The sequence below is a fragment of the Micromonospora sp. NBC_01412 genome, from assembly GCF_045040215.1.
Lineage (GTDB): Bacteria > Actinomycetota > Actinomycetes > Mycobacteriales > Micromonosporaceae > Micromonospora > Micromonospora rubida.
In genome coordinates, this window is sequence record NZ_CP109528.1 from 582,217 (window position 1) to 596,908 (window position 14,692).

General features: G+C 68.2%; 8 protein-coding genes and 5 pseudogenes. 10 read left to right on the forward strand and 3 right to left on the reverse strand.

Annotation, left to right across the window (positions count from 1 at the left end; genetic code table 11):
* Positions 1–504 precede the first annotated feature (504 nt).
* Positions 505–4,626 (reverse strand): S8 family peptidase, encoded by a 4,122-nt coding sequence (locus OG617_RS02475; RefSeq protein WP_405098310.1) that lies wholly within the window; start codon positions 4,624–4,626, stop codon positions 505–507.
* 363 nt (positions 4,627–4,989) lie between these two features.
* Between OG617_RS02475 and OG617_RS02480 the strand changes: the two are divergent.
* The 6 genes and pseudogenes from OG617_RS02480 to OG617_RS02505 form a co-directional block, all read left to right on the forward strand.
* Positions 4,990–5,133, forward strand: a pseudogene (locus OG617_RS02480) (DUF6444 domain-containing protein); the annotation flags it as partial.
* 19 nt (positions 5,134–5,152) lie between these two features.
* Positions 5,153–5,416 (forward strand): hypothetical protein, encoded by a 264-nt coding sequence (locus OG617_RS02485; protein ID WP_405104132.1) that lies wholly within the window; start codon positions 5,153–5,155, stop codon positions 5,414–5,416.
* Between the two features lie 20 nt (positions 5,417–5,436).
* Positions 5,437–5,757: pseudogene (locus OG617_RS02490) on the forward strand (transposase); the annotation flags it as partial.
* Positions 5,758–5,804: 47 nt separating this feature from the next.
* Positions 5,805–6,179 carry a transposase gene (locus OG617_RS02495; protein WP_405104078.1) on the forward strand — a complete coding sequence of 125 codons (375 nt, stop codon included), beginning with the start codon at positions 5,805–5,807 and terminating at the stop codon, positions 6,177–6,179.
* A 174-nt stretch (positions 6,180–6,353) separates the two neighbouring features.
* The gene (locus OG617_RS02500; protein WP_405098312.1) at positions 6,354–6,680 is read left to right on the forward strand and encodes a transposase; all 327 of its coding nucleotides are present in this window, start codon (positions 6,354–6,356) and stop codon (positions 6,678–6,680) included.
* Positions 6,681–6,709: 29 nt separating this feature from the next.
* A pseudogene (locus OG617_RS02505) lies at positions 6,710–7,159 on the forward strand (IS3 family transposase); the annotation flags it as partial.
* Between the two features lie 122 nt (positions 7,160–7,281).
* Here the strand turns inward: OG617_RS02505 and OG617_RS02510 are convergent.
* Positions 7,282–7,922, reverse strand: a pseudogene (locus tag OG617_RS02510) (IS30 family transposase); the annotation flags it as partial.
* A 70-nt stretch (positions 7,923–7,992) separates the two neighbouring features.
* Between OG617_RS02510 and OG617_RS02515 the strand changes: the two are divergent.
* The 4 genes from OG617_RS02515 (at position 7,993) to OG617_RS02530 (ending at position 13,564) form a co-directional block, all read left to right on the forward strand.
* On the forward strand, positions 7,993–10,260 hold the full coding sequence (locus tag OG617_RS02515) for an ATP-binding protein (RefSeq protein WP_405098314.1): 2,268 nt from the start codon (positions 7,993–7,995) through the stop codon (positions 10,258–10,260).
* Positions 10,261–10,359: 99 nt separating this feature from the next.
* A complete protein-coding gene (locus OG617_RS02520) occupies positions 10,360–11,058 on the forward strand; it encodes an alpha/beta fold hydrolase (RefSeq protein WP_405098316.1) in 699 nt (232 codons plus the stop codon).
* Between the two features lie 23 nt (positions 11,059–11,081).
* Positions 11,082–11,906, forward strand: a complete 825-nt coding sequence (locus OG617_RS02525; RefSeq protein WP_405098318.1) for an alpha/beta fold hydrolase — start codon at positions 11,082–11,084, stop codon at positions 11,904–11,906.
* A gap of 755 nt (positions 11,907–12,661) precedes the next feature.
* Positions 12,662–13,564, forward strand: a complete 903-nt coding sequence (locus OG617_RS02530) for a DUF5996 family protein (RefSeq protein WP_405098320.1) — start codon at positions 12,662–12,664, stop codon at positions 13,562–13,564.
* A 44-nt stretch (positions 13,565–13,608) separates the two neighbouring features.
* Here OG617_RS02530 and OG617_RS02535 read toward each other — a convergent pair.
* Positions 13,609–14,503: pseudogene (locus OG617_RS02535) on the reverse strand (IS256 family transposase).
* Positions 14,504–14,692: the final 189 nt, after the last annotated feature.

Sequence of the window (14,692 nt, forward strand, 5' to 3'; positions counted from 1 at the left end):
GACCGCCGACAAGGCGTGCAACAACCCCGCGCACTCACCCTCGGTGACCACAGGCGGTGACGTGTCACAGGTGCCGGCAACGGCGGACAGTGCGGGGATCGGGCATGATGACATCGGCGGGTGAGGTCCTCGGGGTGTCGTGAAGCGTAGAGAACTCCATGATCACCGACGCGATCTCACCCGCTCTCTCGGCCTCCACAGAGGCTACTCACTGCGCACATCACCAGCTCAGGGCACCCGCCAACCGACTACGCAATCGCCCTGGCGTGTCCACCGATCCGCCAATGCAACAGAGCCCCCACAGGCGGTGCCGCCGGAACGACCGGCGAGAAACTCGCGACCGCGGAAAGGATGACTGCGGTCACAGCCGGTGACGGCTGCCCGCAGACGACAAGGCGCCGGGGTGGAGAGGATCATTCCCCACCCCGGCGCCCGTCTGGTACGTAAGTGGTGCTCTGGTGAAGCTCGGTCAGTTGTCAGTTGTCAGTTGTCACGGGTGAGTCGTCAGTTGGCGCGCAGGCCGTAGGCGCGGTGGATGACCTGTGAGACGGTGCCGCCCTCGGAGTCGGTGGCCTCGGCCTTGATGCTCACCGCACCGGTGGTCTGGGACAGTGCGGGGTGGGTGACCGTACCGATGAAGGTGCCGTTTCCGGCCGCCTTGGTCCGGATGGCGGTCCAGTGCGCGCCGTCGTCAGTGGAAATCCACAGCTTCAGCGACGTCATCCTCGGGGCGTTCGTCAGGTACGGGCTGTAGTAGCCGTTGATGGTGAACTTCTGCTTGCTCTCCGCCGGCAGGGTGTTGTCCAGATCCAGGTCGAAGTCGTACCCGAGGTACAACTCCCTGTTCGGCTGACAACTCTCTCCCGACGGCGGGCTCAACGTGCCGTCGGCGTTGCGGAGGTAGGTGAACCACGAGTAGCAGTTCAGTCCGCGTTCGACGTTGCGCGGTCCGACGATGCCCCCGGTCCCCCGCTGCGAGGTGAACGTGCGGGTCGTGTCGACGGTGCGGGCGTAGCGCTGATCGAGGGGTGTCTCGAAGCGCTCGACCAGCCGGTACTCGGCCTTCTCCGCCGGCAGGTCGAAGTACGGGTTCAGGAAACCCGAGAGGAAGAAGAACCAAAGCCCGTCCTTGCGCGGGATCTCGATGCCGTCCTTCTTGTACAGGCGAACCTTTGTGAACTCCGGCTGGTTCGCGTTGGTTCGGTAGGGGGCGAGGCCGCCGCCCTCGCCGTCGCGGGTGAGGACGTGTGCGGGGTTGAACATGTCCCCGGACCGACATGACGTGCAGAAGTACAGGCCGTGCCGGGTCTGCTTCGGGTCGATCCGCTGGACCGCGGGCACCAGCGGCTGCTCGCCCCAGTCCTGGACCCGGCTGCCCGCCCGGGTGAGGCGATCGCTCGTGCTGGCGCTCCACGCCTGCCCACCGGTGTCGTACACATAACCGGCCGCGCGGTTCCACCCGAGGTCCCTGCCCACCGGGCCGAGGTAGGACGTGACGGCGCTCTGGCCGCGAAGGGACAGGCTCGCTCCCAGCAGGATGAGGCCCCTGTCCGTGTTCGGCGTCCAACTCAGACCCGCCTCGCCGGGAGCATCGCCGTGCATGCGGTTCTTGATCGCGTAGAGCTGCCGGTCGGTGAGCCTGTAGTTGACTGCAGAGGGGAACCGCGTGGTGTCGGTGTAGAACAGGTTGTAGACATATGGCGTGGTCGACGATGCGGTGACATCGAGCGTGACCGGCTGCCGCGACAGCAGGTCGGCGAGCATCCTGCCCTCGTCCGCAATCAGGCCCATCGTCGGGATGGGGTAGAGCTCCCAGCCGAGGTAGAAGCCGTTGCGGCCGAGCCCACCGAGGAACGACCGCCCGACCTCGCCGTAGCCGAGTACCCCGAGAGCGCCGGCCCGCTGGGCGTTCTCCACCCGGTCCAGACCACCGGTCTCGCACGGGAAGCCGAAGTTCTTTTCGGCATCCGCGGGACAGATGTCGGACAGGTCGAGCAGCACCAGCTTGCCGCGCGCGTCGACGTTCGCGAAGTCCTCCGGCAGCCCGTGTCCGGCGTGGACCAGCGGCAACGACCCCCGCCTGTCGAGCATGGCCACCGGCTGGCCGTAGCTGTCCGCGTGAATACTCGCGTACTTCGGGTGCAGCCGGATCGGTTTGCTGCCGCGCCGGCCGGGCACCGTCATGGTGACCGGGTCGGGGCCGAGGAAGAACTCGCTGTAGTAGGTGAAATCGCCGAGCGTGGCCTTGCTTCTCGACGGCAACGTCCACATGTTCTGGTCGTTGCCGTAGGGAACCTTCCAGAAGTCCTGCATGACGGACTTGGCGTTCTCCGAGGCGCTTTTGGCGCCGACCAGCATCTCGTAGGGGACGGACTTCTTCGGGGTCGTGACCTGTACCCGCTTGAGCCTACGCAGGTCGAAGGTGACGGTGGTGTCGCCGTTGACGACGACGGTGGGTTCTCCGACCATCGCGTAGTTGAGCTGGCCGTTCGCGTCGAGCCAGCTCGCGTCGGACGCGACGGCGTAGGTGCCGGCCGGGATCCGGCCGGTGTGTTCCTTGGCCGGCAGCGACACGAAGTTGCTGTCGACGCCGGGCGCCTCGTCGAGCCGCAGCAGCAGGATGCCGAAGTACTGGATGTCGTTGGCGGCGGCAGGGTCGACCCAGCGCGTCGTGATGTTCGACATCTTCGGTTCCTTGTACGCGCCCACCGCGGTACGCACCCGAACGGCGCCGGCCGCGTCGATCGCCTCCACCGCGCCGCCGTACCAGGTGGTCGCGCCACCCTTGGTGGCGTCGAACGTCGTCGTCACGTCGGCGCTGCCGTGCGCGGGGACGGTGACGGTGTCGCGGTCGAGGGTGAGCATCCCCTCGGGCGCGGTCCCGCCGCCGTTGGGCGTGAGGCTGCTCGTCAGGCTCAGGGTGACCGGTGCGTCGCCGTCGTTGACGTAGGTGAGGGTCTTGCCCACCGGGGTCGTGTACGGGAACACGACCCGGCCGAAGTCGACGTTGTTGGTCGCGTGGACCAGTTGGCTGCGGGCACGGGCAATGTCGACCCGGCCGGCGCCCTGCTCATAGGAACTGAACCCGTCGTCCTTGCTCGTGCTGGTGAGCACCGCCTTGAGTTTCTGGCCGGACCAGTCCGGGTGCTGCTGGGCGAGGATCGCGGCGGCACCAGAGACGTGCGGGGTGGCCATCGAGGTACCGGAGATGGTGGTGTAGCTGTCGTCGACGACCGGTCCGAGGGCGGTGCCGTCGGCCTTCGCCGCGGTGATGTCCACACCAGGCGCGGCGATGTCCGGCTTCAGACCGAAGTTGCCCAGCCGCGGACCGCGGCTGGAGAAGTCGGCCATCTCGTCCTGCTTGGTCACCGCCGCGACGGTCAACGCCCCGTCGGCCACACCCGGCGCCTCGATCGTGCGCGGGCCGCTGCGGCCGCTGTTGCCCGCCGCGATCACGAACAGCATGCCGTACTTGGCGGACAGCTCGTTCACCGTCTGGGACATCGGGTCGGTGCCGTCGGAGAACGCGCCGCCGACGCTGATGCTGACGATCTTCGCGCCCTGCTCGGCGGCCCACTGCATCCCAACGATGATCTCCGTGTCCGAACCGGTACCGGCGTCGCCGAGGACCTTGCCGATCAGCAGCTTCGCCCCCGGGGCGACACCCTTGTACTTGCCGCCCGACGCCGCACCGGAACCCACGATCGTGGAGGCGACGTGCGTGCCATGGCCGTGCCCGTCCCTGGCGGTCTCACCCTCGACGAAACTGCGGGCTTCGATGATCTTCCCGGCGAAGTCCGGGTGGCTCTCGTCGATACCGGTGTCGAGGATCGCGACCTTCACCCCGGTGCCGTCGTAGCCGGCCTGCCACGCCTCGGGCGCGCCGATCTGCGGCACGCTCACATCGAGGGTGGCCCTGGTCCGGTGGTCCAGCCAGATCTTCGACACGCCCGCGTCCAGCGTGGTCGAGGTCGGGCTCACCGCGTCAACACCGGACCAGAACGCGCGGGCCTGGGTCTTGGACACCTTCACCGCAGCGGAACGCGCCGCCGGCAGTGCGGTGACCTTGGCCGTCGCCGGCAGCGCGTCGGCCTTGGTGGACAGCGCCTTCGCGTCCGAAGAGGTCCTCGTGGGGTACTGCACGATGACGGGCAGTTGGGTGGCTTTGTCGTCGGCATACCCGTTATTCACCAGGTACGCCACGTCGAACAGGCCCTTGTCCAGGCGGTCTGACCCCAACAGTCCCCGCGCGTCGGACGGGATGACGTAGAACGCGTCCCCGTCCTTCACCTGCGTGAACGCCACCAGGCGCCCGTTCGCCCGCGGCGCAGGAGTCACCTGCACCTGCGGAGCACCACCCGCAGGATCAGCCAGGTACGACACCACGTCACCGGTTACCAGCGTCACCTTCGTCGCACCCGAGAGCGAACCTTGGGCGAGCTCCACCGGAGTGACCGCCGCCCCAGCAGCGCCGCCGAGGGTGACCGGGTTCAGCGGTGTCGCTGGAACCGCAGCACCGGTAAGACCCGCGCCGGGGGCCGCCGCGGCCAGCCCGGTGGGGGCTGCCGCGGCGACCGCCAGCACCGCTGTGACAGCACCTAGGCGCCGCCAATGTCGACTACTCATGTTGCTCCTCTAGCCCGGGTTTCCGGGACAAATTGATCATGACGACGTTCTTTTGGCAGGAAGAGCTCCAGCTCGTCGGGCTGGTCAGAACCAGTTTCAAAGCACGGACAGCGTATGGGTGCGGCTTCTTCGAGGAACCGTCTGATGTGGTGTGACGGGCACCGTTCGGGTTGCGCCGCACCGACGTGTGTTTGACCAAATTAGCCAGATCGGGGTTGAAATAGCCGACCATCGATGGTACGTATCCAGCTTGAGATGCTCGGCTGAGCAGGGCTGCCGTCCACTGTGGCAGCTGGGGCTGGCGTGATCTTGGCCGTGCAGCCGGGCCCGCAGCTTCCCTCGGTTGAGCAGCTTGTGGCGGTGGTGGCTGAGCTGCGGGCCGAGGTTGAGCGACGGCGGGCGGACAACGCGCGGCTGCGGGCCGAGAACGCCGAACTGCGGCGTCGGCTGGGGTTGAACTCGTCGAACTCCTCCAAGCCTCCGGCGCCGGACGGGCTGGCCCGGCCGCGTCCGCAGCCGGGCAAGGGTGAGGGCAGTGGCCGGCGGCGGGGTAAGCAGCCAGGGGCGCCGCTGGGGTTGGGTCGCGGACCCGGACCGGGTGGTGCAGCATCGGCCGGATCGGTGTGCCGGCCCTGCCTGCGGCGCCGACCTGTCCGGTGGCCGCGAGTACGGGCGGCAGCGCCGGCAGGTGGTCGAGCTGCCGGATCCGCAGCCGGTGGTCACCGAGTACCAGCTGATCGCGGTCGAGTCGAGGCGGCGCGGCGGCTGGGCCCGTTCGTCTCCCGGCTGACCGCGCTGCTGCATGTGCAGGATGTGCTGCATGCCGATGAGACCCCGGCGCGGGTCGGCGGCGGGTTCAAGTACGTGCACGTGGCCTGCACGCCCGGGTTGACGTTGTTCCACGTCGGGGGCCGGTCCGCGGCCGACCTCGACGCCGGTGGGGTGTTGCCCGGGTTCACCGGCACCCTGGTCCGTGACGGCTACGCCGCCTACCGGCATCTGACCGAGGCTGAGCACGCCTGGTGCGGCGCGCATCTGATCCGTGACCTGCGCGGCGTGCACGAGCAGGACCCGGCCGGCCAGGGCTGGGCCGAGGTGATGGCCGGCACCCTGCTGATGGCCAACAGCTGACCGAACATGCTGTCGCCGCCGGGCACGACACGCTCACCGCGGACGAGATCCGTCACATCCGGGCCTGCTACGCCGGGGCGGTGGCCTACGGCCGCGAACAGAACCCGCCCAACCGGGACGGCCGGCTGTCGCGGGCCGGCACGCTGGTCGAACGTTTCGCCACGCACCGGGACATGATCCTGCGGTTCACCGTCGATCTGGCCGTGCCGTTCACGAACAACCAGGCCGAACGCGACCTATGCCCTGTCAAGCTCCAGCAGAAGATCTCCGCGACCTGGCGCACCCTGCGGGGCCTGGCCGACTTCGCCACCCTGCGCTCTTACCTGTCCACCGCCGCCAAGCACGGCGTAGATGCCCTCGACGTGCTCAAGCAGCTATTCAGCACCGGGCCATGGTTGCCCCAAACGGCTGCCTCAAGCTGAATACGTGCCATCGATGGGTACGACGGGCGATCTTGCCGTAGTTGGGTAGTTGGCGGCGGAAAGGCGACCCTGGCTTCGGCCGCGTCGCACATGCCTTTGACGCGGGTGATGTTCCCCGGGTTCGGTGGAGTCGGTTTGGTTGACTTTCGCGCGTTTCGCTCGTTGAGGAGTGACGTGCCGAGGAGTTATCCACCCGAGTTCCGCCGCAAGGTCCTTGATCTACTGAAGGCTGGCCGATCGGTGGCCGACCTGGTCCGGGACCTGCAGATCAGCGACCAGACCGTCTATACCTGGCGCCGCCAGGAGTTGATCGACACCGGGCGGCTACCCGGGATCGCGTCGAGGGACCAGGTCGAGCTGGTCGCCGCGCGGCGTCGTATCGCCGAGTTGGAGACCGAACTCGCGGTCCACCGTCGTGCCGCCGAGTTGCTCAAGGAGGCGGTGCCCCCAAAAGGCCGGTACGCGGCCATCAAACAGCTGGCCGCTGAGGGTTGCCGGTGAACGTGTGTTGCCGCGTCTTGAGGGTGTCCGTGTCGGGCTACTACGCCTGGCTCGGCCGACCGCTGTCGGCGCGGGCGTTGCGGCACGCCTGGCTGATCGAACGGATCCGCGCGGTCCACGTCGCGTCGCGAGGCGTGTACGGCGCAGGCCGGGTCCACGCGGAGCTGAGGCTCGGGCAGGGGATCGTTGTCGGCCACAACGCGGTGGAGATGTTGATGCGGCGGGCCGGGATCAAAGGCCTTCCCCACCGACGGCGTCCCCGGCCGAAGCATCAAACTCCGACCGCGGCGGACCCGGTCAACCGCGACTTCAGCCGTGGGGAGCCCAACCGGCTCCGGGTTACCGACATCACCGAGCACCCGACCAGGGAGGGCAAGGTCTACTGCGCGGTCGTGCTGGCCACCTACTCGCGGAAGGTTGTTGGCTGGTCAATCGACGCCACACAGACCGCCACCCTGGTCACCAACGCGCTGGGCATAGCGATCGGCAACCGCCAACCGCAACCGGGCACGATCATTCACTCGGATCACGGAGTTCAGGGCGGATTCAACTGGTCGTCGCAACACTGGGTTCTTGGAGCGATTGTAGATGTTCGGCGAGGGCTCGTCCGCTCGACCAGAGTTGCGATCGCGGAACGCTGCATACCGATGATCAGATCTCCCCTCCCGGTGCCCGGGGACGGCACGGTCCGCGGCTTCGGCGGGACGTTCACTGATCAGCGTGTCGCTGGTGACGTACGCCCACGCGCGTGTTTCACGCGTGCCCGGGGGGACGCGAAGCGCCCGCCCGGTCCGCAAGCAGGTGACGAGTTCGCGCTTGAGGGCACCGCGGCTCTGGACGTAGAGCGCCTGGTAGATCGCCTCATGGCTGATGTGCATCGACTCATCCTCCGGAAACTCGGCTCTGAGTCTTCGGGAGATCTGCTCCGGACTCCATCCGGTAGTTCATGCCCGGTCGCCACGGTGGGGTTTGTTGCGGCCCTTCCACTTCGGGCCCTGCGGTCCGATGATCGGGACGCCGTCCGCGGTCCGGATCGCGCCCGAGAGCCGCTCCTGGACGTACTCTCGGAGCCGATCATTGACGAGCAGCCGCGGTCTTCGGCCGGCGGGCTCGACGCTCGGCGTGCCACTGCCCGGTCGTGGCCTTGTAGTCCAACCGGTATGTCCTGGTCGAGGCGTTGCGCCGCAACTCCCGCGAGACCGTCGACGGGTCTCGGCCGAGCCGCCGTGCGATCTCATCGCAGTGGCTCCCAGCAGCCATCTGACCGGCGCGACTGCCCCGTTTGGGTGGCCGGGCGGTGTATGACGGTGGGATGAGTGGCGAGGGTTCGTTCGCGGCGACGCTTCGTTTGGCGCGTCATACCGCTGGGCTGACGCTGGAGGAGTTGGCTGAGGCATCTGGTGTGAGCGTGCGGGCGTTGAGCGACATGGAACGCGGGCGGGCGCTTGGACCACAGCGGCGGACGGTGGCGCTGATCGCCGACGCGCTCAAGCTTGGCGGCGTTCGCCGGGACGAGTTCGTCGCACTCGCCAAGGCCGGACGTACGCGGCCGGCGTACGCGGCCGCCGCGCCGGGCCTGTGTGAGTTGCCGGGATCGATTGGGGATTTCACTGGCCGGGCGGCCGAGCTGGCGTGGATCTTCCGGTTGGTGGATGCGCTGGAAGAGTCGGCCGACCGATCCAATGCGGCGGTGATCTCCGGTGGTGCCGGGATGGGTAAGACGACCCTGGTGGTGCGGGCTGTGCACCGTCTGCGTGACCGGTTCCCCGGCGGGGTGTACTTCCTCGATGCGCTGGGGATGAGTGCGCGCCCAGTCGGCAGTGACGAGGTCCTGGCGCGTGTGCTGCGGGCGCTGGGCGTACGGGATCAGCAGATTCCGGAGGACGCAGCCGAGCGTGCTGGGCGTTACCGGCAGTTGCTCCGGGAAAAGCGTGTGCTCGTGGTTGTTGACGATGCGGCGTCAGAGGCACAGGTGCGCCCGCTGATACCCGGTGGTGGGCACAGCCAGCTCCTGGTAACCAGCCGGCGTCTGCTGGCCGGGCTGGAAGGCGTACGCCGGCTTCATCTGGATCCGATGCCGGCGGCCGACGCGTCCGACTTGCTCAGGCGGATCCTCGCCGAGCGGGCGGACGTGCCGGATGACCGCGACTTGCAGAGCTTGGTGACTTTGCTGGGCGGGCTGCCGCTGGCGGTACGCATCGTGGGAAACCGGCTGGTGTCGCGGCCGATCTGGAGTGCGGGCGAGCTGGTCGCGCGGCTGTCGGTCGACGAGCGGCGGCTGGATCAGCTCAGCACGGGTGACCTGAAGGTCGCGGCGGCCTTCGAGATGTCGTACGAGCAACTGCCGGACGCGGCGCGGCAGATGTTTCGCCGCGCCGCGCTGGTGCCCGGGCCGGATTACAGCGCCGCCCTGGCGGCGGTGCTCGGCGGCGTCGCCGTGCCGGTCGCCGAGGACCAGCTCGACGATCTGGTCGATCTGGGCCTGATGGGGATCGCGGAGGGCGACCGGTATCGGTTCCACGACCTGGTGCGGCTGTATGCGCAGCAGCGGCTTGAGCAAGAGGACTCAGCCGACAGTGTGATTGCTGTCCGCCGGCAGATGGTCGCCTGGCTGCTAGCGACCGTTACCTCCGCCGGGGGATGGTTCGGGCCGGACGCAGCGCGGTCCGCGGATCCCGTTTTCGCCTCGGCTGAGGAGGCCAAGGCCTGGATACGCATCGAGGCGGAACACTGGTTCCCGGCGCTCGGCGCCGCTGCGGTCGACGGGGACCACCACGCCGTGGTTCGCGCCGCCGGTGCCTTGCACTGGTTCGCCGAACACTGGGTGCATTGGCCCCGCTGGCTCGAGGTGTTCACGCTCGCTTTCGACTCGGCGGTCGCGCTCGGCGACGCCGGACTTCAGGCCGAATTCCTCAATCACATTGCCTGGGCCCACACGTTGCCGTGGCGCACGGACATGCCAACCGCACTGGGTTATGCGCAGCGGGCGCTGAGTTTGGCCCGCCAGGCCGGCGACGTCCGGCAGGAGGGATGGGCTCTGACGTACATCGCGGCCGCCCGCCGTGGGATGGGCGACCTCGAGGCCGCGCTGACCGCGGTACGCCAAGCAGCCGTTGTGCTGGATCAGGGCGGAAACCTGCGGGATGTCAACCAGGCATTGCTGGCCCGCGGCACCATCGCCTTCGACCTTGGTGACGTGGCAGAAGCGCTTGCCGCCTACCAGCGTGCGCTGGCCTTGGTGGAAGATCCCGCCTCCGGCATGACAGCGGAGATCGCCGAAGCGGAACTCCCGCATGTCCTCGGCCTCACCGCCCGGGCGCTTGGACGCGTCGGCCGCCGCGACGAAGCCGTACCGATGATGCTGCGCGCGGTGGATCTCTTCGGCCGCCTGCAGGTCTTCATGGGGCAGGCGGCGTGGTTGCGGATACTGGGCGAGGAACTCTACGACGAGGATCACGCCGCCCAAGCGCGAGCCAGCCTGCTACAGGCGGCCGACCTGTACGAGTCGGTCGGGCAGAACGACCGCGCCAACCACTGCCGTGCCAGAGCCGCGGCGATAGGAGCAAGCAGCGGCAGGTAGTTCTGCATGCTGCTCTGCCTGTTCCAGCACCTGCGCTACGGCTTGCATGGACTGCGAAGCGGCGGGCGATCCGCCCGCCCCGGTACTCGGGAGCGTTCCATGAGCACACCAACCATCCGCAATGTGGTTCTGGTCCATGGCGGCTTCGTCGACGGATCAGGCTGGCAGGCCGTGCATCGCCTGCTGACCCGGGACGGCTTCACCGTCAAGGTCGTGCAGAACCCCACCCTGTCACTCGAGGGCGATGTCGCCGCGACCCGCTACATCCTCGGCGGGCTCGACGGCCCGGCCGTGCTGGTCGGCCACTCCTACGGCGGCGCGGTCATCAGCGAAGCGGGCGCTCATGAAAGGGTCGCCGCACTCGTCTACATCGCGGCGTTCGCCCCGGACAAGGGCGAGTCCGTCAATACCCTGATCGCCGACCCACCGCCCGGCGCCCCGGTTCCGCCGATCCTGCCGCCCCGCGACGGGTTCCTGTTCCTCGACCGGGACAAGTTCCACGCGTCGTTTGCCGGTGACCTGCCCGCCGACGAGGCTGCCTTCCTGGCCGACTCTCAGGTGCCGTGGGGCGTCGGGGCACTGGCCGGTGCGGTCACCGAACCGGCGTGGCGGCACAAGCCCAGCTGGTACCTGGTCGCCACCGAGGACCGCATGATCCCGCCGGCCGCGCAGCGGACGATGGCCACCCGAGCCGGCGCCGTTGTCATCGAGGCGATCGGCAGCCACGCCATCTACGCCTCCCAGGCGGCCGCGGTCGCCGACCTCATCCGTCAAGCCGCCGCATCGGCCACCTACTGATCACCACCACGTCAGGAGCTTTCATGCCTGCCAGCGTCTCCCGGCGTACGTTCATCGCCGGCGCCAGCGCCGCGGTAGCCACCTCCGCGATGGCGATGGCAGCCAGTCCGGCCGCAGCCGGCCGCAACCGCCCGACCAAACCCACCGTCGTGCTCGTCCACGGCGGTTTCGCCGACGCCACCGCCAGCTGGAGCGGCGTCGTCAAACGGCTACAAGAGCGTCGCTATCCAGTAATCGCACCGGCGACGCCGCTGCGCAGCCTGCCCTCCGATGCCGCCTACATCGCCAGCCTGCTGCACAGCATCAATGGTCCGGTCATCCTGGTCGGCCACTCCTACGGCGGCGCGGTCATCACCAACGCCGCCGCCAGCGCGCCCGACGTCAGGGCCCTCGTCTACATTGCCGCGTTCGTCCCAGACACCGGCGAGGCCCTCGGCGAGCTCATCACCAAGTACCCGGGTAGCGAGATCCAGGCCGCCCTCAACCCGGTCCCGTACCCGAACCCGGACGGCACCACCGGCACCGACCTGTACCTCCAGGCCGACAAGCTTCGCCAGGTCTTCGCCGCCGACCTGCCGGCACCAACCACGAAGATCATGGCGGCGACGCAGCGGCCGTTCAGTGCCACCTGCTTCACCGACCTGACCCAAGCCGCTGCCTGGCACACGATCCCGTCATGGGGCTTGATCGCCACCGACGACAAGGCCATCCCGCCCGCGCTGCAGCGCTACGAATACCGGCGCGCCGGCTCACAGACCGTCGAGGTCGCCGCCTCCCACGTGGCCATGGTCAGCCACCCGGATCTCGTGACGCAGCTCATCGTCGACGCCGACCGAGGCACCCGCTGACCCGATCCGTCCGGAACCAGCCATGAGACGCGGGGCCCTGTCCTCCTCGGGGCCCTGCAGGGCAACTCCAACCGCCGGGCCCTGAGCCGCTGCGGTCACTCGTCCAGCGCGTACCGCCTGGATCTGTCGTCCGCCGCATCGAGTGCCCAACAGCGCCCGACCGGGCGGACCGGACAGCAGCACGTCCGGCGCGTTGGCCTCGGCCTGCCGCCGAATAGCGGATCGATCGACAGGCGCATGACGTCGTACCTCGGGTGAACACATGTGCAGGCCGATGCCGGCACCCTGTGCCAGGTACGGCATGAGCGGCGTACGCGGGCTATCACGATCGGCCACAATGTCGAAGTCGTCCACCAGCAAGAGCAGCTATGGCCCCTTTCACCAGTCGCCACGTGGGTAGTTGCTCGACGTTCACGGAGCTGTCTGGCTCCCGCCGGCGCAGGCCAGCCGCCGCGTCGGGCCATGATGGATTCGCGGCGAACGCAGGAAACTGACGGACGGTAACGATGCCGACGCCGTTACCGGATAGGACGCCGCAGAGGTGTTTCCGGCGGCGTCCGGGCCTTGACAGCAAACGTGTACGAGGGTGCTCGGCGACAGCCCTGCCGGGTAGCCGTCGGCGGGAACCCTGCCGGTAATCTCGCAGATCCCCACGGCGAGGCTTCATGAAAACGCGAGGTTTGCGCCCGTCCAGCCAGCGGATCGGGAAGAATGCCGACGATGGCCAGAATGGTGCATGGCACGGAGGAGTCCGGATGACCGAGTTGTTCCCGCCGATCCCGCTGTCCGCCTGGGCGGACTCGAAGGAAACCGTCCACCGGTTCGCGCAGATCGTCGGCAAGATCCGGCTGGACCAGGCACCGCCGCGCAACCACTGGTGGCACGTGCCGTTCCATCTGACCGGCCGCGGCATCACGTCGCGGCCCATGGGCCGGGATGTCGTGTTCGCCATCGACTTCGACTTCGTCGACCACCGGCTGGTCATCAACACCCTGGCCGGCCGGACGGTCTCCTTCCCGCTGCCCGGCCTGTCCGTCGCGGCGTTCCACGAGCGACTGTTCACCGCGCTCTCGTACCTCGGCATCCGCGTCCACATCAGCGCCGGCCCCTACGATCTGACCGACAGCATCCCGTTCGCCGAGGACACCACGCACGCCGCGTACGACCCGTACTGGGTAAACCGGTACTGGCAGGTCCTCGGCCAGGTGGGGCTGGTGCTGGAGGAGTACGCTGCCCGGTGCAACGCCAAGACCAGCCCGGTGCACCACTTCTGGCACACCTTCGACATCGCGGTCACCCGGTTTTCCGGCCGGCAGGTGCCGCAGTCGGACACCGTCGACCCGGTGACCCGGGAAGCGTACTCGCACGAGGTGATCAGCGCCGGCTTCTGGTTCGGCGACAAGAACGTCCCCGAACCAGCCTTCTACTCCTACACCGCGCCCGAGCCCGACGGCCTCACCGAGGAACCGCTGCGACCCGCGCAGGCGCACTGGATCGAAAACCGGGGTGCACACCTCGCGCTGCTGACGTACGACGATGCCCGCACCGCCGCCGACCCGCGCGCGACGGTCCTCACCTTCCTGGAGAGCGCCTACCAGGCCGGTGCCCGCCGCGCCGGCTGGGACACGAGCAAACTGCGCACCCAGTACGCACCCTGACCCGGCAGGGCCCGTCTCGCTAAGGGTGTTTCCGGCGATCTTGGTTAGTAGGTTTCAGCGGCTGGGAAGCGGTCGCTGAAGGTGATGGCGAAGGTGTTCAACGCGGGTTTCCAGCGCATCGTCCATCGGGTTCTGCCGGCGCCGGTGGGGTCCAGGGACCGGGTCACCAGGTACAGACACTTCAACGCGGCCAGCTCGTTCGGGAAGTGGCCGCGGGCCTTCACCGCCCTGCGGTAGCGGGCGTTCAATGACTCGATCGCGTTGGTGGAGCAGATGACGGTGCGGATCTCCAGGTCGTAGTCGAGGAACGGGATGAACTCCGCCCAGGCGTTGTCCCACAACCGGATCACCGCCGGATACCGGCCGCCCCACTTGTCGGCCAGGTCGTCGAACGCCGCCCTGGCGGCGGTGGCGTTGACGGCGGTGTAGATCGGCTTGATGTCCCGCTTCAACTCGTCCCAGTACCGCCGTGAGGTCAGCCGGAACGTGTTACGGATCAGATGGATGATGCAGGTCTGCACCACCGTTCGGGGCCACACGTTCGTGACCACCTCCGGCAGCCCCTTGAGGCCGTCGCAGACGAGGAAGAACACGTCCTTGACGCCCCGGTTGCGCAGGTCGGTCAGCACGCTCATCCAGAACTTCGCGCACTCACCACCCGTGCCGGCCCACAAGCCGAGGATGTCCTTCTCCCCGTCGAGGGTGACCCCGATCGCGGCGTAGAACGGCCGGTTCGCGAACTGACCATCTCGCACCTTTCGCGTCGATGAACACCGCCACGTAGATCTCATCCAATGGCCGGTGCGACCAGTCGGTCATCTCCTCGATCACCTTGTCGGTGCTCCGCGAGATCGTCTCCTTGCTGACAGAGGCGCCGTAGATCTCCGCGAAGTGAGCACTGAGTCGAGTCGGCCCGCAGCGCGGTTCCGGTGTTGCCACCGGCCCGTTTCTGCGGACCGCTCGCCGAACCCGCCGTGCGCCTCTCAACGCAACGGGGCTTGACCCAATGCCCTTCAGTTAAGGGTCTTTGGGCTGGCCAGTCGGGGTGTGGGTGGTCCGGGGCGGCGGGTGTTGCGGTCGGTGGGGCGTTTGACGCGGTAGGAGTTGTGGCGGGCGCGTTTGATGGTG